Below are 19,177 nucleotides of genomic sequence, written 5' to 3'. Positions count from 1 at the left end.
GCGCCGTTCCGCTAAAACCTCTTCAAACACAGGAAATCAATGCTTCACAGCGTTGTTCGCTCGGGGACGGTGCGACCGCTCGCATGGCCGGAATCGGCGTGCTACCTTGGCGGATGTCGGGTCGATCATGCGAAGCCCGGGATCGGCCATGTTTTCTTCATGCCAAGAACGAGACTGCGGAGTATTCACGTGCAGCAGGTCAAGATTTTCAAGTCTGTCGATACCGAACTGGAAGACTTGGAAAAACAAATCAACCGGTTCATCCGAAAAAACAATGTGCGGGTGTTGTCGATCTCGGGCAATCATTCGGCGTCGATGGACACCGGTGCAGGCCCAATGAACACGTTTTCCGGTGGCGATGTGACCGTGATCATGTTGTTCGAGATTGAATCCCCCAGTCGTTGATTCGGCTGCATTCGCCTGAGCCCTGCAACCCGGCGGCAGACCATGATCGAAGTCGAAGCGTTCGTCAAACGATACGGTGACTTTGTCGCCGTGGCCGGCGCGTCGTTCGCGATTCCGGCGGGTTCGGTCGCGGCGCTGGTCGGTCCCAATGGTGCCGGTAAAACGACAACGATTCGAACCTTGTGCGGGATTCTTCGACCGACCGCGGGGCGAATGCGTGTGGCCGGTGCCGATTTGGCGGACGATCCCATTTTGGTCAAACAACGCACGGCCTACGTTCCCGATGACCCGCCTTTGTTTGACACGTTGACGGTCCAGGAACATCTGCAGTTCATCGCGTCGGCATACCGATTGAACGACTGGCAAGACGACGCCGAGGACTGGCTGAGCCGGTTGACGTTGAGCGACAAGAAGAACACGTTGGCGTCGGAGTTGTCGCGGGGGATGCGGCAAAAGGTGGCGATCGCGTGCGCCTATTTGCGCCGGCCCGACGTCTTGCTGTTGGACGAACCGATGACCGGGTTGGATCCGCCGAGTATTCGCACGTTGAAGCAAACGATTCGCGAGCAGTCGCAGCGAGGTGCGACGGTGCTGGTCAGCTCGCACCTGTTGTCGCTGGTCGATGACTTGTGCGATTTTTTGGTGTTGATTCGACAGGGCAAGGTGTTGTTCAGCGGTCCGCTCGACGAGGCGCGCGAGCGGTTCGGGGGCGCCAGCGGTTCATTGGAAGAAGTGTTCTTTCGGCTGACCGGTCAACCGGAAGAATTCGACGATCAAGATCTTGCGGTGAGCGATGATTGATCCCGCGTTGACGCAATTGATGTGGCTGCTGATGCGGGCTGCGGTTCGCCAGGGGGGGCGACTGGTCAAGAAACCGTCCGGAGCGTTGTTCACCCTGTTCATGCTGGCGATGCTTTCATTCGGTCTGATGCCCACCATGGTGATGGCGCTGAGTGATCAGAAACAGCCTTCATCGATCATTGCCGAGCTGCTGGGAAGTGCCATTCCGGTGTTGATGTACGCGGCGGCGGCGATGATGGTGGTGACCGATTCCGGCAAATCGCTGTTGGAACTGAAGCCACCTGAGCTTCAATTTGTGCTTGCCGGACCGTTCACCAATTCCCAAATCCTATCGTACCGGCTGTTGACGTTTGGGGTCGGATGGTTGCCGCTTAGTTTTTTCTTTTCGGTGTTCCTGCTGTCACACTTTGGCAGTCTGTTGGGCGGTTTTTTGGGGATCGCGTTGGGGGGGGCGTTCATCACGATGATCGCCTTTCAATACACGCTGGTCAGATCCAAGATTTCGCCAAGGGGCTTGCGAGCGATTCGCTGGTGCGTTGCGGCCAGTCTTGCATTGATCGTGGCGGAGGTCGCCCATCAGGTGATGCGGTCGCCGGAAGCCTATTCGGTGGAAATGATTTCCGGGGCGATCAATGGTGGTTGGGTTGCGCGCGGGTTGACGTTTCCGTTTCGCCCCTTTGTGTTGTTGATGGAAGGTGCGATCGGGATGGAGTGGCTGTGGGGGCTGTTGATGAGTGTCGGCTTGGTTGCCGGCATCACGGTCAGCTGTTACCGGAACAACGGCGGATTCTCTGAGCTTGCCGTCGAGGGTGTCGCACGGCGGCAAAAGAAGCTCGAGCGGATTCGCGGCGGCAACGTCTACGGCATGTCGATGGGTCAAGCGGAACGCTCGCGGTCATTGCCCACGTTTGGATGGTTGGGCGGTGTTGGGCCGGTGGCCTGGTCACAGGTCACGTCGGTCACCCGCCGGACCGGCCGATTGGTTCCTGGGATGATCCTCATCGGCATGGTGGTGGCGATCGCCGCCGCTGTGTGGCTGCCCCTCTTTCCGGACACGATTCCCGACCCGGTCCGAACCTATGCCGTGCCGATCGCACTGGCGGCGTCGGCTTATGTGGGGTTTCTGGTCTCGATCACGGCGCAGAGCGGGTTCTCCGCCAATCGACGCCTGTTGACTTGGTACCAGACGTTGCCGATCCGACCGATGGCGATTGCGATGGGGATGATTGCCGGAACCGCGACGGTCTTGCTCGCGATTGTGTTTGCGTTTTGCTTGCCGGCGCTGGTGGTCAGTTCCCTGACGATGGTGCAGTCTCTGTCGGTGGTGTTTGCCGGGGTTTCATTCAGTCTGGTCTTTGCGTCGATGACCAATTTTATTTCGGCGGTGACGGGGCTGCGTCCGATGCCCAGCGGAACTCCCGACGTCTTTCAGGGAGCGCGGGCGTTGATTTTCATGATGATTCTGGGGCTTTCCATGACGCCGATCTTACTGTTTGCCGTCGGATCGGCGGCAATTGCCGGGGTGCTGGTGGAGTTTTCTTGGACGTTCTGTTCGATTGCCGCAGGGCTGGCGATGTTGGCGGGGCTGCCGGCAATGTGGTGGTACTCGGGGATACGATTCGTTGACAGCGAGTTTTTGGGCGATTGACCGAGTTTTTAGGCGATTGGTGAAGGGGGCCGCGGCAACGCACGCTGTCGAAACGTTCGGCGATTCACCTGCGCAACTCTCTGGGCTTCCGTTCCGGTGGTGCATTTGTTTTTTCTATGGATCTGATTCGAGTTATCGGCTTGTCAGAAAACGAGAGTGGACCGTACAGTCATAAAGCGTGATGATCTGGACCTCGTTTTCGTTTCCTTTTTCTCTTAGTCATTGACATGTTACGACCGGGTGAGGGCAATTCCGCAGACATCGACCGAGCTGGCGATGAACGCGACTTGGACCGAGTTCCGAGTGTCAGTGTGGTCGAAAAAACGATCGCGGTATTGGTCATTGCGCTCGACGTCCAGGTCGACAAGCAGCCGATCGCGTTGCACGTGTTGGTGCATGATCCGGAAGATCCGTTTCGGCAGTTGATGGATGCGGCGGAGAAATCCGACATCGTGTTGCGGGAGTCGCCGTTCCGCAGCGCGGGAGAGACGTTTGCGACGATCCGCCAGGGGTATGCGGTCGTGTTCGCCCTGGAGGGCGGCAAGATGTTGGTGCTGGAGCGGGCCGAGGGGAGTCGACTGGAAGGTTCCCTCATCGGGGAGACCACCGAGCATCTGAGTTTGAGCAAATCGGAGCTGGCTGGCCTGTTAGGGGAGCGTGATTCGGTACGAATGTTGATCGCGAAAAAAGAGCTGGAGTGCGAAACACTTTCGGGGGCTCACGAGCACGACGGTGTCGGCGGTCATCACGAACATCCGACGCCGATCCGGCGATTGGTCGCACTGTTGAATCTGGATCGTCGTGATCTGTGGCTGGTGGTTTTATTTGCCGGCGTTGCCGGGGTGTTGGGATTAGCGACTCCGCTGGTCATCGAGGGCTTGGTCAATGTTGTCAGTTGGGGGACGTATTTCCAGCCGCTGGTGGTTTTGGCGGGAATGCTGTTGACGTGTTTGGGAATCGCGGGCGTGCTCAAGGTTTTGCAGACCTGGGTGGTCGAGATGATCCAGCGACGTCAATTTGTGCGGATCGTCAGCGACCTGTCGCATCGGTTTCCGCGTGCCAACCAGGCCTCGTTGCGGGGCGAGTATCCACGCGAGTTGGCCAATCGCGTGTTCGATATCATGACGATCCAAAAGGCCACCGCGGTGTTGTTGCTCGACGGCGTGACGGTGGTGCTGACGACCGCGCTGGGGCTGATTCTGCTGGCGTTCTACCACCCGTTCTTGCTCGGGTTCGATCTCGTCCTGATCTTCACGATGGTGTTTTTTACGTGGATTCTCGGTCGAGGCGGCATCCTGACGGCGATCAAGGAATCGAAGACCAAGTATGAAGTCGCGCATTGGTTGCAGGACGTGATCGCGATGCCGACGGCGTTCAAGACCGGCGGTGGCGAGCGGCTGGCGATTCTGCGTGCCAACCAGCTGACTTCGGAATACATCAAAGCGAGAAAGAAGCAATTCGGCGTCGTGATCCGGCAGGTGATCTTCGCCGTCGGGTTACAAGTCGCGGCCTCCACCGCGCTGCTCGGATTGGGGGGCTGGCTGGTCATCGACGGGCAATTGACGCTCGGCCAACTGGTGGCCAGCGAGTTGGTCGTCACCGTGGTGGTCGGTGCGTTCGCCAAGGCAGGAAAGTCGCTGGAGAAGTTTTACGACATGATGGCGGGGATCGATAAAGTCGGTTACCTGCTGGACATTCCGCCGGACCCGCGAACGGAGATCGGAACGATTCCACAAGGCCCCGCCGAGGTCGGTTGGAGCGAGTTGACGTTCCATTCGATGATGTACCATTGCAAGATCCCCAAGGCCGAGGTTGCGGCCGGTTCCCGCGTGGCGATCATCGGCGACGATCAGCCGGGAATGGACTACCTGGCGAAATCGCTCGCCGGCCTCATCGATCCCGATGCCGGGGTGATCCAGGTTGCCGGGTTTGACGCGTTTGAAGCGGCGATTGCCGACCCCGGTGAACTGGTCGGCTACGCCGGAATGCCCGAGCTGTTCTATGGTTCGATTGTCGAAAATGTCAGCCTGGGACGCCCGAACGTTTCGCCCAATCGGGTTCGCCAGGTACTCGCCGCAACCGACTTGATCGAAGCCGTGCTGACGCTGCCTGCAGGACTCAACACCCCGGTCCAGACAGGCGGTTATCCGCTGACTGTCGATCAGCAATCGCGATTGATGATCGCCCGCGCGATCGGGCCGCATCCCCGGTTGCTGGTCATCAACGGACTGATGGATCATTTGAGCCGCGAGCATCGCGAACTCATTTGGAAAAATCTGACCGGTCCCGATGCGAATTGGACCTTGATCGTCTTTACCAACCGGGATGACGTCGCCGCACTTTGCGATAGCCAGATTTCGTTGCACCTTTCCTAACGACACGTACTGATTCTTCACTGACATGATCGCATCCGAACCTTCCGCCGATGACTTTCCGGCGCTGCAGATGGTCCGAACCGGGCGGATCGTACGCATCGTCGGTCGGATCACGTTTGTCGCATTGATCCTTTCGATCACGGCGATGGTCTTCGTGCCGTGGCGGCAGACCGCGCGGGGCACTGGGATTGTTCTGGCGCTCGATCCACAGCAGCGGCCGCAACCGATGCTCAGTCAATCCAAGGGCGTGGTCAGCTACGTCAAACCGGGACTGCGTGAAGGCAGCTATGTCGAAGAAGGCGAGTTGCTGCTGCAGATGACTCCGTTCGCGGCCGACGGCGTGGCTCAGATCGACACCCAGATCATCGCGTTGGAGTCGAAACTGCAGGCGGAAAAGGCGAGTCTGGAGGTTGCCAAGACCAATGCCGAATTGCAATTTCAATCGGGCGAGTCATTGGAAAAGTCGCTGCAGCAGGATTTCAAGGCTGCCCAACAGAAATGGGAGCAGGCCAAGAACGAGGTCACAGCACTGCGCGCCGACTTGCGTGACAAACTGAATCAATTGCAAGTCGCCGAAGACGTTTTTCCGCAGGGCCTGATTTCGAGTGAAGAGCTGTTTACGAAGCGCCGAGCGGTCGACGCCCAGGAAGCCAAAGTCCTGAAGGCCGAAAACGCGGAGCAGGAGGTCTATGCGGCGCTGGCATCCAAAGAAGAAGAAATTGAAGCCAAGAAACGGGATATCCGCATCAAGAACCAAGAGGCCAATGACAAGATCAACGCGGCGACCGGAAAGGTCAACACGGCTCAAAAAGAGATCTCCGATCTGAGAAACAAACGCTCGGAACTGGATCGATTAGAGATTCGGGCTCCCCGTTCCGGGTACATCCAGCAGTGGAACGGTGTCACCGGCAGCGACACCATCAAAGAGGGCGATCAACTGTTCGTCATCGTGCCCGATGCGGACGAATTGGCGGTCGAAATGAAGGTCAGCGGCAATGACATGCCGCTGATTCAGGAAGGGGATCCTGTGCGTCTGCAATTCGAGGGATGGCCGGCGGTGCAGTTTGTCGGCTGGCCCTCGGTGGCGGTCGGGACGTTCGGCGGCAAAGTCAACCGAGTTTTCCCAACCGACGACGGGATGGGGTATTTTCGCGTGATCGTCACGCCGGACAATCATTTTCCGCGGGAGGATGGTTGGCCGGATGACCGATACCTTCGTCAAGGTGTGCGTGCGAACGGATGGGTTTTGCTGAAACGAGTTCCTCTCGGTTATGAGATATGGCGTCAATTGAACGGATTCCCCCCTGTCGTGGCCGACGGCGAGCCCAAAAAGGAAAAAGCCGCGAAGGTCAAACTGCCCAAGGCGTAGCTGCGATCGCGCGGTCCGGTCGTCGCGGCGCTGTTCGTCTAGCGCTGGCGGCGATGCTGTGGGGCGGCTGCACGATCGACGCCGGTGCCCAGGAGCGAAGCCGAATTCCGCAGGACGAGCAGGATCAACGTTCTTTCGCCGCGTTTTTGGCGATGGTGCAAGACGAGGTGCAACCGCCGCCGGCCGACGCGGTCGACTCAAACACGTCCGACGGTATCGAAGCGGCACAACCGCTGGACGCCGCGAACACGCTACCCCAACCAGTCCAAGCGGCGCCTGTTGCCGAAGAGCCATTGAAGCTGGCCGATGTCGTCGCCAGTTTGTATCGTGCCTATCCGGACATCCAACGCGCCCGACAACTGCGGCCGCTCGCCGGTGGGGAATTGTTGTCAGCCTATGGAGCCTACGACACCAAATTCCACGCCCATTCGTTGTCGGAGCCGACGGGGTTCTACGAGAATTATCGCAGCGGCTTGGGCCTGGCCAGGCAGACCTGGTGGGGCGGCTATCTGTCGGCGGGCTATCGAATCGGGCGTGGGTTCTATCAACCGTGGTACAAAGAACGCCAGACCGACGACGCCGGCGAGTTGAAAATCAGTGCCGCACAACCGTTGTTGCAAGGTCGGGCGATCGATCCGCAACGTGTCGCCGTGTTCCAGGCGTCGCTGCAGCAACAGGCCGCCGAGCCGCAATTCCAACAAGCCATCTTGTCGATTTCCAGCGACGCGATCGGGGTCTATTGGGAATGGGTCGCCGCCGGAGCCGTCTTGAAGGCTCAGCAGGAGTTGCTGGATCTGGCCGTCAAACGCGGCAAGCAATTCGAAGTCGGCGTCGAGGCGGGCAAGTTCGCGACGGTCAATCTGGTGTTGAATCAACAACTGATCGCCGAGCGGAGCGCCTTGCGGCTCAAGGCCCAGCAAAAGTTCCAAGCGACCGCGTTCAAGTTATCGCTGTATCTGAGAAACGAATCGGGGCAACCGTTGGTTCCGGCCGAGAGTTGGTTGCCGACACGATTCCCGGTGATCGAGCAACAGACCGAGTTTGATTTCAACGCAGACTTGGCCGCCGCACTCGGTCGTCGCCCCGAACCGCAGATTTTGCAGTACGAAATGCGTCAGGTTCAATGGGACCGCCGTCTGGCGCACAACGAACTGTTGCCCCGCTTTGACTTTGTGACCGAAGCGTCGCAGGACATGGGGGAACCGGCGACGAAGTCCGACGACAAGGGCGACTTTGAGCTGATGATCGGGTTCCAAAGCGAGGTGCCTATTCAACGTCGCAAGGCGCGGGGCAAGATTCAATCGACGTCCGCCAAGATCATTCAAATCAATGAAAAGCTGCGGTTGGTGCGGGACAAGATCGCGACCGATTTGCAGATCTCGCAAAACCAATTGATGCTCGCTCAGCAGATCGTCGAACAAAGTGAATTGTCGTTGCGCGCCGCCCTGGACACGTTGGCCCGTTACCAGAAAGGATTCGAGAAAGGCTACATCGACCTGATCTACTTGAACCTGTTGGAAACCAAGGCCAACGAAACCGAGATCAAGCTGGTCGAGGCCCAACGCGATTGGTTCACCGCGTTGGGGGCGTTGCAAATTGCGCTCGGCCTGGATCCGCTCGATCAAGCGGTGGTGGTTTCATCGCTTCCGGCGAGTGAAATGCCAGGCCCTGGAAACTTGCCCGAGGTGGAAGAAGTCGACGATCAAGAGATCGAGCGGGCCTTCCAGCCGCCGGCCGCGGATTAAAGGTATTCGCGATTTTTGACCAATCCCGGCATCGGGACGTTGTACTTGCCTTGAGCGTTGAGCTGTAGCGGCGAGTCGGAATCGAGCGTCAGTTGGTCGACGTTGGGTGCGAATTCATGATCGTGTTTCATGAACTCATCCAACGTGATTTCCTGGCCGGTGTGTGCCGCCATCCGTCCCATGCTGGTCACGGCACTGGCCATCACGCCGCGTTCGACTTCGTTGTACGCGGTGTCGTTACGAATCGCGGCGACCAGATCGTCCCATTCGACTTGATAGGGATTCGGTTCAGGTTGGGGGAATTCCCAGGTCAGGTTGTCTTTCTCGAACGCCTGTCCGGAATAGATTCTGGCTTTGGCCGGAGTGTGTGAGGCCGTGGAGATCACCGCGGAGCCTTTGGTGCCATGGGCGAAGCTGGCGAATTCGCGTTTGCAACCCGGCATGGTGCGTCCATCGACCAGCAATTTGGCTCCATCGTCGAACGTGTATTCGATCGAGTAGACGTCAAAGTTTTGGTCGACGTCCTCGCCACGGTAATGGCGTCCGCCACAGGCGATCGCTTTGACCGGCCAGGCGTTTTTCATCCAACAGGATTCGTCGATGTTGTGGATCAAGAAATCGCTGACCGCCCCGCCGCTGAGCCACAGGAATCCGTGGAAGTGCTTGATCTGATACATCAGCTCGCTCAGGTCGCCGGTGTTGGGCGGCGCCGCAGCCGACCCGGTCGGTCCGGCCATGCGGTAGGCACGCAGCATCATCAGGTCACCGATCTCGCCGTTTTGAATGCGATCGAACAATTCTTGGCGGGCGACACAGTGTCGGCACATCAATCCGACCGCGACCTTCAGGTTCTTGGCCATCGCGGCTTTGTTGATTTCCAACATTCGCACGGAGGTCGGGGCGTCGATGGTGACGGGTTTTTCCATGAACACGTTCAACCCACGCTCGATGGCGTAGCTGTAGTGCACCCAGCGGAACGCCGCCGGGGTGGCCAAGATCACGACGTCGCCCGGTTCCAGCGTGTCCATGACTTTTTTGTAGGCGTCGAATCCGATGTAGCGTCGTTCTTCGGGGACGTCCACTTTGGTGCCGATCTTCTTCTTTTCCGACAGCGACGTGTAGGAACTCTTCATTTTGTTTTCGGACACATCGCCCATGGCGACCAGGGTCATCGGCCCGTTGTCGACGGTCAACGCGTTGATCGCCGCTCCGGTTCCGCGTCCGCCGCAACCCAGCAGCCCGACGCGGATCATGTTGTCTTCGGCTGCGTGGACGGTTTGTGGTCGGGCAGCGGCAAGGGTGGTGGCAGCCGCGGCGGCTTTGGTGGTGGTCGCCAAGAACTGTCGTCGGTTGGGGTTCGTCATCGGAGAAATCTCGGTTCGGGGAGGTCGGGAAAGTGGGTGGGTGATTCATCTCGTTCCCAGGCTCCGCCTGGGAACGGGGGATTCTGTGAGGCTCCTGCCTCGCGGTTGTGTCGCGCGAGGCGGGAGCCTCGCGAACCTTGCGTGACGAGGCGGAGCCTCGTCACGAGTCGGTCAGTGAGTTGGCTCGGTCACTCTTCCGGGTCTTTTTGTTCCGGTTCGGTCTTGTCCCATTTGGCGGCTTTGGCGTCTGGCGTGGGCTCTTCCAAGGGGCGGACGATGCGAAAGCCGACCGACAAGGCATCGGTGTGGTACCAGATACTTTTGGGTTCTTGCGGATCCTGTTCCTTCCATTCGTCCGACGACGCTTTTCGCGCGGCGCTGCGTAAGACTTCGGGATCGTCATCCCAACCCCCGCCGCGAACCACGCGAGGATAAAGGGTCTTGGGAACGACCAACGGGTCGATCGATTCTTTGATCGAATCGTAAGGCGTGTATTGGTCGAGCACCCACTCGGAAACGTTGCCGTGCATGTCGTACAGTCCCCACGGGTTTGGCTTTTTCTGGCCGACGCGTTGGTAGGTATCGTCGCTGTTGTCAAAGAACCAGGCGTGGTCTTCCAACTCGTCAATGTTGTCGCCGAACGAGTAGGGCGTCTTGGTGCCCGCGCGGCAAGCGTATTCCCATTCGGCTTCGGTCGGCAAACGGTAATAGCGTCCCGTCTTTGCAGACAGCCATTTGCAATAGGTGCGTGCGGCGTGTTGGGTCATGCAGATCGCCGGGTAGTCTTCGCGGCCCATGCCGAAGCTCATGTCGGTGTACGGCTCGGTGGGTTTGGAGACACCGTCGACGGCCAGGTCGCGAGGCGTAGGGGCGATCGCCAGCATCTTGCGCATCCGCTGGTCGACGTCTTCGTTCCAGACGTCGTACTGTTCCCAGGTGATCTCGAATTTGCCCATCCAAAACGGCGAGACTTTGACGGTGCGTTGGGGACCTTCGTCGTCGCCACGGTCGTCTTCGTCGTCGGGGCTGCCCATCAGGAATTCGCCGCCCGGGATCGGGACCATTTCGATCTTCAGCTGCGTGTGCTCGATCGGCTCGGCATAGGGTTTCATTTCCGTCGGGGTGGTGGCGACGGCATCGGCCACCGGCAGCGGCTCGACTTTGGCCGGTGCCTCGCCCGATGCAGGACTGATGAGCAACAACAACGCGACGGGGCAACCGAGCGTGCGGAGGAATCGGTTGGGATGAATCACTGTGGTTCGATTTACAGATTAAGGAATGGAAACGTTTATTTTGTAATGCAATCAAGTTGTTGATCGCTACGTAACAATAATCGATCCGACGCGATCGCGGGGGTGGCGTTGAAGCGTTCGCCAGCGGACTTCACGCTGGTGCGAAACCGCGACGCACCCCGAGGGTCCGAAAAAGGCATAGACCCCGCTGTCGTCCACGCAGGGCGTCGCGGATGCATAGCCGTGCTCGCCGACGCGTTTGCTGATCGCTTGTTCGTGCGGCGACGGCTTGATCGGGCAATCCCAGAGGATGTTTCCGTCGCGAAGATCGAGGCAAATCACGTGCAGCATCAGCGCTGCCGGATCGCCCGGGTTTTCCAGCTTCATCCCGTAGCCGGTGTGGGCGGTCAGATAGACGCGACCGTCCCACACGACCGGGCTGCTGCTGCCCTTGCCCGGCAGGTTGGTCTTCCAAGCCAAATTCTCCGTCTCGCTCCACGTCGCCGGCAGGTCCGCTTCGGCGACAACACGTCCCCCAGGGCTGCGAAATCGGTTCCACTGCTCCGCTCGGATGGATTTGAAACAGCAGAGGCTGGTGATCGTGAAGACCACACAGAAGAATCGGAGACGCGGCATAGGTGATTTGAAACGCGAAGCGGGGGCAATCAGGCGGGAATCGTATTTTAACAGCAACCCTGCCCGCGTGCCGTCGTTTCGAAGACTTTCCTGATTCGTTACAATCCGACGCGTTCCCGGCACGGCCCGCGGGTGCGCCAAACGGCCGTGGGTCGGTTTGAAATCCAATCTATTCCAGACGTTTCCGAACTCGTTTTCTGCAATCACATGTTTAAAGGACTTGGCAATCTCGGCAACATTGCGTCCATGATGGCCGCATTCAAGGATTTGCCGCAAAAGATGCAGGAATTGAACGCCCGCATGCAGGACGAGCATGTCCGCGGCGATTCGTCGTGCGGCAGGGTGTTCGTCATCGTCAACTGCGTCGGGCAGGTCCAATCGGTGAACATCGCCCAGGACGGCATGAGCAAGGCGGAGATCGAACAGGGGGTGCTAGAAGCGACCAATGCCGCCGGCGCCGCGGCCAAGCAGACCTACGCCGAAGCGATCCACGCCATGGTCGCGGACATGAATTTGGATATCCCCGGGGTCGATGGGCTGTTAACCTCCCTGATCGGCCGCTGAGCGCGACGGAGTCTGCGAAGTGGACAAGCATGCAGGTGCTGTTTCTGAACTGGTCGACCAGCTGGGCCGGCTGCCGGGCGTGGGCCGTAAGAGCGCCGAGCGACTGGCGTTTCATCTGTTGCGGGTTCCGGAAGCGGAGGCGATCGCTCTGGCCGATGCGATTCGGCGGATCCGTAGCGACATCCGTTATTGCCAGGCCTGTTTCAATCTGTGCGAAGAGGAACTCTGCGCGATCTGTCGTTCCGGCGATCGTGACACCACCCGGATGTGTGTCGTTGAGCAGCCCCGTGATCTGATGAGTTTGGAACAGTCGCAAGCCTTCAACGGGCTGTACCATGTTTTGCTCGGCCGGATCGCGCCGCTGGACGGGATCGGCCCAGATCAATTGACCATCGACGCGCTCGTCGATCGGGTGCGCCATGGGAATTTTTCGGAGGTCATCATGGCCACCAACCCAAATGTCGAAGGCGATGGCACGTCGTTGTACATCAGCAATCAACTGTCAGAGTTTCCGGTGCAAATCACGCGATTGGCGCGTGGAATTACCGCCGGAAGCGTGTTGGAATATGCCAATCGGGAGATGATTGCCGATGCCTTGGTGGGGCGTCAAAAATTATAGGCGTAAAATCGTCGGCTTTGGCACAAGATATGCTTGCCGCCCGAGCAAAAAGGGTATGATGTGGCAGAGCCGAAGGTCGCCGGAGCACTCGCGCAGGAAAGTCATTGCGTTGGTGAAAGAGCGTCCAAACGTGTAAAGCGGATCTCATGAGCGGAATGCGAATGTCGATGGGCCTGCAGGCCCGCATGGTTCAGACCCAAAAACTGGCCCCACGGATGATCCAGTCGATGGAGATTCTGCAATTGCCGATGTTGGCGTTGCAGGAACGCATCGAACAGGAGATGAACGAGAATCCTTTGCTGGAACAGCAGGAGAGCGAGCCGGGCAGTCTCGAAGACGGAGATCTGCCGCCGTCGGCCGACAATCGCAGCGAGGATGAGAAGGAGTTGGTCGTTGAAGACAGCGGCGACAACTCGGACGACTTCGAGCGATTGCAGAACATGGTCTCGGAGCTGCCCAACACGTTTGACGATTCCTTCCGACGTTCGTCTGGCAGGATGCAAGAGGAAGCCGATCGGCGACACGATCTGATGGCCAATGCCCAGTCGCGGCCCGAATCGCTGAACGATTTTCTGCTCCACCAGCTCGCCGAATTGGACATCGATGACGATGTCGAACGGATCGCCGAACGGATCATCAGCACGCTGGACGCCCGCGACGGCGGTTACCTGAGAACGCCGTTGGCGGATTTGCTGCCCAGCGATCACACCGCCGAAAACTACGAAGTCGCCGAGCGGGCGTTGAAGGTCGTCCAATCGCTCGAACCGACCGGCATCGCCGCCCGCTCCTTGAGCGAATGCTTGTTGGTGCAATTGCGTCCGGAGTTCGAGCATTTCGAGGAAATGGAAAAACTGATCAGCTCGCACCTGGAGGATTTGGCCGCCAACCGATTGCCCCAAATCCAAAAGGCCACCGGCTATTCGATCGAGCTGATTCAAACCGTCCGGGCCGAACTGCAGATCTTGAATCCAAAGCCCGGCGCCGCGTTCATGGAAACCTACGTTCCCAACGTGACGCCCGACATCATCTTGGAGCAAGACGAGAACGGTGACTACAAGATCACGTTGGACGACGACCGTGTTCCGTCGCTGTACATCAGCGAATACTACCGTCGACGGCTTCAAGACCAGTCGTGCACCGAAGAAGAACGCGAGTACATCAAACGTAAAATCAACAGCGCCCAATGGTTGATTGAATCGATCGAGCAACGTCGAAGCACGTTGACGAAAGTCGCCGAAGCGATCGTCGCGCATCAAAAGAGGTTCTTCGACGAAGGCCCCGAAGCGATCGAGCCGCTGAAAATGCAACAGATCGCCGAAAAAGTGGGCGTGCACGTGACCACGGTCAGCCGCGCCGTCAACGACAAATGGATGCAGACGCCACGCGGAATCATTCCACTGCATCGTCTGTTCGTCGGCGGGACGCAAACCGATGACGGCGAAGACGTCGCTTGGGATACGATCCGTTTGAAGCTGCAAGAGTTGATCGACAGCGAAGACAAGCGAGATCCGTTCAGCGACGAAAGCCTGGTCAAGAAACTCGCCGAGGAAGGCATGACGGTGGCGCGGCGGACGGTGACCAAGTACCGAAAACGCATGGGTATTCCCAGCAGCCGCCAACGCAAGGATTGGTCGCTGTCGAAGAAGTGAAGCGGGAATGTGATCCCAGCGGGACGCGTCAGCGAGCGGCGTGTGAAGCGATGGTTTTCATTGTCGAGAGGTGTTAGCGGAGCGGCGCGAGCGGGCTGTCGGTTTTGTGAGCCGCGACGCGTCAGCGGCCGGGCATTGCGACGTTGCCCGAGGCCTGACGGCCAGCGGCTCACCATTCACTCAGCAGAACCCGACTAAATCGACAGCCCGCGAGCCGTCCGGTCGCGCTTCAAAAACGACGTGAAAGACCGGAGGGCTCGCGCCCTACCGCTAACAAAAAACACCCCGCCTTCCCCTTGGAACGAGGCCCAATCGCCTCGGCGATCTTCATTTTCCCCAACCCCCTTTCCCCCGCGGATGACCGACTCTTCTGCTGAATCACCGCTCGGATTTGACCAGACAGCCGCCAAGGTCAAAACCTTTCCCCAGTCACCCGGCGTCTACTTGATGAAGGATGATGCCGGGCGAGTGATCTATGTCGGCAAAGCCAAGAACCTCCGCAGTCGCGCCGGCAGCTACTTTCTAAAAGCCGCCGCGGAGGACGCCCGGACGGCTGGTTGGATCGGGGAAATCGCCGACATCGACTACATGGATTGCGACAGCGAGGTGGATGCCTTGTTGATGGAGTCGCGGCTGATCAAGGATATCCAGCCGAAGCACAACAAAGAACTCAAGGACGACAAGAGTTTTCCCTATCTGATGATCACGACGCGTGAAGAGTTTCCACGGGTCGAGGTCACTCGGGAACCGAAGGAGAAGGGCGTCAAGCTGTACGGACCGTTTGCCAGCGCCGGCGCGCTCCGCGGTGCGATCCAAGTGTTGCAGCGGATCTTTAAATTTCGCACCTGTTCGTTGGACATCTCGGAGTCCGATGAACGCTGGAAATGGTTTCGCCCCTGTCTGTTGGCCAGCATCAATCAGTGCACCGCACCCTGCAATTTTCGCATCGGCAAAGAAGAGTACCGACGCGACATCAAGCGGCTGCAAACGTTTCTCGAGGGCGGGAAACGCAAATTGATCAACGAGATGCGAGACGAGATGACGGCGGCCAGCAAAGCGTTGGATTTCGAGCGTGCGGCCATCGTTCGCGACGAAATCCAAATGTTGGAGCGTCTGGAAGAACGCGGCGAGCTGGACACGCACGCCCAGCCGGAGGTGTTTTACATCGACCCGAAGAAAGGCTTGGCCGGTCTTCGCAAGGTGTTGTCGCTGAGCGAAACACCCCGGGTCATCGAAGGCGTGGACATCGCGCATTTGGGCGGCGGACAAACCGTCGCCAGCTTGGTCCAATTCATCGACGGGCTGCCCTTTAAACCGGGATACCGTCGCTTCAAAATCGACGACGTCGACGGCATCGATGACTATCGCAGTATCTATGAAGTGGTGTCACGTCGCTTTCGCCGGCTTAGCGATGACAGCGACGCGTTCCCCGACATCTTGTTGATCGATGGCGGAAAAGGCCAATTGAGCGCGGCGATGGCGGCGTTTCGCGATCAAGACATCACGCCGCCGACAGTCATCTCGCTCGCCAAACGCGACGAGGAGATCTTTCGGCCGGGCGAAAGTGAGCCGCTGCGGTTGAGCAAGCATTCGTTCGCGTTGCGATTGCTGCAATACGTCCGCGATGAATCACACCGATTCGCCCAGCACTACCATCACATTCTCCGCAACAAATCGACGTTCGATCGGTGAATGCATGGTGCCACATCCCATCCGCACCCTCGTCGATGCACTGAACCGAAACGCGGAGCAATTGGCCGCGGGGCGGGCGCTGCTGCTTTCGGAGGAGTCGGATGCGTTCCAAACCGCGGACTCGGTGACCTGGGCGGAACTGGGACGCTGGGTGAAGGCCGTTGCTGCTTTGCTGCGGTCAAGTTATCCGCATCAAGGGCCGCTGATGCACGTCGTCCGCAACACACCGGCCGACGTCGTGATCGCGTTGGCGTGCCAAGCCGCGGGGATCATCGAGATCCCGGTGGACGTGGACGGCGGAGCCGACTATTTGGCGAGCTGTCGCCGCAAAATCGATGGTGAGTGGCTGGACGATCCGGCCAAGCAAGAATTGGTTCGCCGCGGCTACGAGTCGGTGCATCGCGCCCCCGGTCCATCCGTCGTTGCGGAGTTGCCCCAGGTTTCACCGACCGAGGACGCGTTGGTGCTGTGGACCAGCGGCACGTCGGGCGATCCCAAGGGAGTTGTTTTGTCGCACGCCAGTCAGTTGCTCAATGCCGCTGCAAAATTGCGGTCGGTTCCCCAGGCCAAGACGGACCTGCGTTTGACAGTGCTTTCGATCGCGCATGGTTACGCCAGGACATGTGATCTGGGCACTTGGTTGCTGTCCGGATGCACGTTGGCGATCGCGCGCGGTTTCGAGGGATGGCAATGCGTTTGCCAGCGACGTGCGCCGACGTTGTGCAATCTCGTTCCCAGCTTGGCGGGCCGCGTGCTGGAAAGCGGAACGGTTCCGCCGTCGCTGCGGTTGGTCGGTTGCGGTGGGGCGGCGATGACGGAGGATCAGTTTTGGCGATGGGGCGAGCGCGGCGTGACGGTGATCCAGGGTTATGGGTTGACCGAAGCGGGGCCGGTGATCGCCAGTCAAACGCCTGACGATTCGATTCCCGGTCACGCCGGTCGTTTCGTCGACGGCTGGGAACATCGTCTGGACGAGGAACCGGTGGGCGAACGCGGGCCGAACGAAGCGAAGCCGGCTGAAGGGCGTCTGTTTGTGCGTGGGCCGCATCTGATGCGCGGATATTGGCAGGACCCCGAAGCGACGGCTCGCCGCATCGACGCGGCGGGTTGGCTGGACACCGGCGATCGCGTGCGCATCTGTCCGTCGACGCGACAGTTGCAGATTCTGGGACGCTGTGACGACCGAATCGTTTTGTCCAACGGGCACAAGATCGACCCGTTGGGACTGGAGCAACGGCTGGTGGCGATCAAAGGGGTGCGAACCGCAGTCGTTTCGGCGGGGGCGGAACGACGGTCGGTCGAGTTTTGGGTGGAGACGACCGAGTCGACACTTCCGATGCCTGAAATCGACGCGATCGTCCGCACGTTGCCGCGCTGGGAACAGCCCAAGCGGATCCGGCGATTGGAGTTCCCAGAAAACCTCAGGCAGCAGCTGTTGAATCGGAAAGGTGCGATTCGGCGATCCGAGATGCTGCGTTACCTCGAGCGGTCGACGGGTTCCTGCTGAGCGGGATCGGGCGGTATCATGGAGCCCGCTGCGTTCACTTCTCCTCGGGAATTAGATCTTCATGGCCGTCGACAACAAGACACAATTCGAAAGCGCGTTGTTGCGTCGCTTGCATTCACTGCTTTTGCAAATCGGCGACTTGGAGGGGCAGCTCGATCGGGGACCGAGACAAATCAAGGCGGGCGAGGGCGTGGTCCAGGCCAGCCAGGATGCGCTCGATCAGGCCAAGCAGGCGGTCAAAGCCGCGACGCTGGCATGCGACGAAAAACAGCTGCAATTGAAGTCGCGAGAGGATCGGATCGAGAACCTGAAAGCGAAGCTGAATACGGCGTCGAGCAACAAGGAATTCGACCTTCTGAAAGAGCAGATCGCCGCCGACGAACAGGCCAACAGCGTTCAGAGTGACGAGATTTTTGAAGGGCTGGAGCGGATCGACGAGCTGCAGGAAGCCGTCGTGGTGGCTGAGCGAGAGTTGGCCGAAAAGACGGCTGAGCACAAGAAACGCGTCGAGCAGGTGGAGAACCGGATGGTCGTGGTGCAAGCCGATTTGGACCACGTCCGCAATGAACTGGCCAAGGCAGAAGCGGAGGTCCCCGTCGCGGTGCGATCGGAGTACAAACGTTTAACCGAAGGCCGCGGCGACGAAGCCCTGGCGCCGATCGAAGACGATTCCTGTGGCGGATGCAATCAGACCTTGACGACGCAGATGGTGGATCGCGTCCGTTTGGGATTTTTGACACATTGTCCGGCCTGTTCGTCGTGGCTTTATCTTCCGTAACCGAGTTGAGCGATGCGATGTTGATTTTGGGGTTGGTCGGATCACCGGCCGGCGGAAAATCTTCGGCGGCCGAGTTTTTGGCGTCCCTCGGGGCGGAATGGATCAACGCCGACCTGATCGCCCGCGATTGTCTCGGCCGCCCCGACGTCGTCTCGGCGTTGACGGCCCGATTCGGCGACGGCATCCTCGATTCCGATGGAACGATCCGTCGCGCTGCAATGGCCGATTTGGTCTTTGGTAACGATCAGGTAAAGCGGGACAACCTGGCGTTTCTCGAATCGGTGTTGCACCCGCTGACGCGTCAGGAGATTCAGCGCCGGATTGTCGAAGCCGCCGGCCGTGGGCGACCGGTCGCCTTGCTGGACGTGCCGCTGCTGTTTGAATCCGGCTGGGACCGTAGTTGCGACCAGATTTGGTGTGTCGACGCGACGCGTGAGAATCGGTTGCAACGCTGCAAAAAACGGGGTTGGGATGCGGCCGAACTGGATCGTCGCGAGGCCAATCAGATGCCGATAGAGACGAAATGCCGACTCAGTAATCTCATTATGCGCAATGACGCGACCTTAGATGCTTTGCATCAAAATCTTCGTCGACGGTGGCAGGATCTCGTTAGAATGAATCCTGCAGTCGATGCACCCCTGGCCGCCGAATCGGCGTCAGCGGAGCGTCACTGTTCCTCTGACCGCGGGACGATTTCCTAATTCAAGTCCCGTAAAGCGTCGGTTCCCTTTCAACGACGGGCATTTTTCCGTTACCCTCAGTCTTCGTGTCTCCTTCACCGGTCCCCTCAGAC

General features: G+C 59.1%; 16 protein-coding genes. 13 read left to right on the top strand and 3 right to left on the bottom strand.

Annotation, left to right across the window (positions count from 1 at the left end; genetic code table 11):
• Positions 1-159: 159 nt before the first annotated feature.
• The 6 genes from NZK35_RS30585 (at position 160) to NZK35_RS30560 (ending at position 8,343) form a co-directional block, all read left to right on the top strand.
• Positions 160-405, top strand: a complete 246-nt coding sequence (locus tag NZK35_RS30585; protein WP_259636329.1) for a hypothetical protein — start codon at positions 160-162, stop codon at positions 403-405.
• 42 nt (positions 406-447) lie between these two features.
• Positions 448-1,206 (top strand): ABC transporter ATP-binding protein, encoded by a 759-nt coding sequence (locus tag NZK35_RS30580; protein WP_259636328.1) that lies wholly within the window; start codon positions 448-450, stop codon positions 1,204-1,206.
• The gene (locus tag NZK35_RS30575) at positions 1,199-2,854 is read left to right on the top strand and encodes a putative ABC exporter domain-containing protein (protein WP_259636327.1); all 1,656 of its coding nucleotides are present in this window, start codon (positions 1,199-1,201) and stop codon (positions 2,852-2,854) included. The genes NZK35_RS30580 and NZK35_RS30575 overlap by 8 nt, the downstream gene beginning before the upstream one ends.
• 227 nt (positions 2,855-3,081) lie before the next feature.
• A complete protein-coding gene (locus tag NZK35_RS30570; RefSeq protein ID WP_259636326.1) occupies positions 3,082-5,229 on the top strand; it encodes an ABC transporter transmembrane domain-containing protein in 2,148 nt (715 codons plus the stop codon).
• Positions 5,230-5,254: 25 nt separating this feature from the next.
• Entirely contained in the window at positions 5,255-6,598 is a 1,344-nt protein-coding gene (locus NZK35_RS30565) for an HlyD family secretion protein (protein WP_259636325.1), read from the top strand.
• Positions 6,508-8,343, top strand: coding sequence for a TolC family protein (locus NZK35_RS30560; RefSeq protein WP_259636324.1), 1,836 nt, complete (start codon positions 6,508-6,510; stop codon positions 8,341-8,343). Before NZK35_RS30565 ends, NZK35_RS30560 begins: the two co-directional genes overlap by 91 nt.
• Here the strand turns inward: NZK35_RS30560 and NZK35_RS30555 are convergent.
• The 3 genes from NZK35_RS30555 to NZK35_RS30545 form a co-directional block, all read right to left on the bottom strand.
• A complete protein-coding gene (locus NZK35_RS30555; protein ID WP_259636323.1) occupies positions 8,340-9,707 on the bottom strand; it encodes a Gfo/Idh/MocA family protein in 1,368 nt (455 codons plus the stop codon). The genes NZK35_RS30560 and NZK35_RS30555 overlap by 4 nt on opposite strands.
• 188 nt (positions 9,708-9,895) lie before the next feature.
• A complete protein-coding gene (locus tag NZK35_RS30550; RefSeq protein ID WP_259636322.1) occupies positions 9,896-10,960 on the bottom strand; it encodes a formylglycine-generating enzyme family protein in 1,065 nt (354 codons plus the stop codon).
• A 66-nt stretch (positions 10,961-11,026) separates the two neighbouring features.
• Complete coding sequence (locus tag NZK35_RS30545) at positions 11,027-11,575, bottom strand: PQQ-binding-like beta-propeller repeat protein (RefSeq protein ID WP_259636321.1); 549 nt, start codon at positions 11,573-11,575, stop codon at positions 11,027-11,029.
• A gap of 207 nt (positions 11,576-11,782) precedes the next feature.
• On the opposite strand from NZK35_RS30545, the gene NZK35_RS30540 reads away from it, so the two are divergent.
• The 7 genes from NZK35_RS30540 (at position 11,783) to coaE (ending at position 19,085) form a co-directional block, all read left to right on the top strand.
• A complete protein-coding gene (locus tag NZK35_RS30540) occupies positions 11,783-12,139 on the top strand; it encodes a YbaB/EbfC family nucleoid-associated protein (protein ID WP_259636320.1) in 357 nt (118 codons plus the stop codon).
• A 19-nt stretch (positions 12,140-12,158) separates the two neighbouring features.
• The gene (recR, locus tag NZK35_RS30535) at positions 12,159-12,758 is read left to right on the top strand and encodes a recombination mediator RecR (RefSeq protein ID WP_259636319.1); all 600 of its coding nucleotides are present in this window, start codon (positions 12,159-12,161) and stop codon (positions 12,756-12,758) included.
• Positions 12,759-12,943: 185 nt separating this feature from the next.
• Positions 12,944-14,407, top strand: coding sequence for an RNA polymerase factor sigma-54 (gene rpoN / locus NZK35_RS30530; protein ID WP_259636318.1), 1,464 nt, complete (start codon positions 12,944-12,946; stop codon positions 14,405-14,407).
• A gap of 357 nt (positions 14,408-14,764) precedes the next feature.
• On the top strand, positions 14,765-16,099 hold the full coding sequence (locus NZK35_RS30525; RefSeq protein WP_259636317.1) for an excinuclease ABC subunit UvrC: 1,335 nt from the start codon (positions 14,765-14,767) through the stop codon (positions 16,097-16,099).
• 4 nt (positions 16,100-16,103) lie between these two features.
• Positions 16,104-17,606, top strand: a complete 1,503-nt coding sequence (locus tag NZK35_RS30520) for a class I adenylate-forming enzyme family protein (protein ID WP_259636316.1) — start codon at positions 16,104-16,106, stop codon at positions 17,604-17,606.
• A gap of 61 nt (positions 17,607-17,667) precedes the next feature.
• Entirely contained in the window at positions 17,668-18,384 is a 717-nt protein-coding gene (locus NZK35_RS30515) for a zinc ribbon domain-containing protein (protein ID WP_259636315.1), read from the top strand.
• The gene (gene coaE / locus NZK35_RS30510) at positions 18,366-19,085 is read left to right on the top strand and encodes a dephospho-CoA kinase (RefSeq protein ID WP_259636314.1); all 720 of its coding nucleotides are present in this window, start codon (positions 18,366-18,368) and stop codon (positions 19,083-19,085) included. The genes NZK35_RS30515 and coaE overlap by 19 nt, the downstream gene beginning before the upstream one ends.
• Positions 19,086-19,177: the final 92 nt, after the last annotated feature.

The sequence above is a fragment of the Stieleria sedimenti genome, from assembly GCF_025060895.1.
GTDB lineage: Bacteria > Planctomycetota > Planctomycetia > Pirellulales > Pirellulaceae > Stieleria > Stieleria sedimenti.
This window is presented reverse-complemented; position numbering and strand designations above follow the sequence as displayed.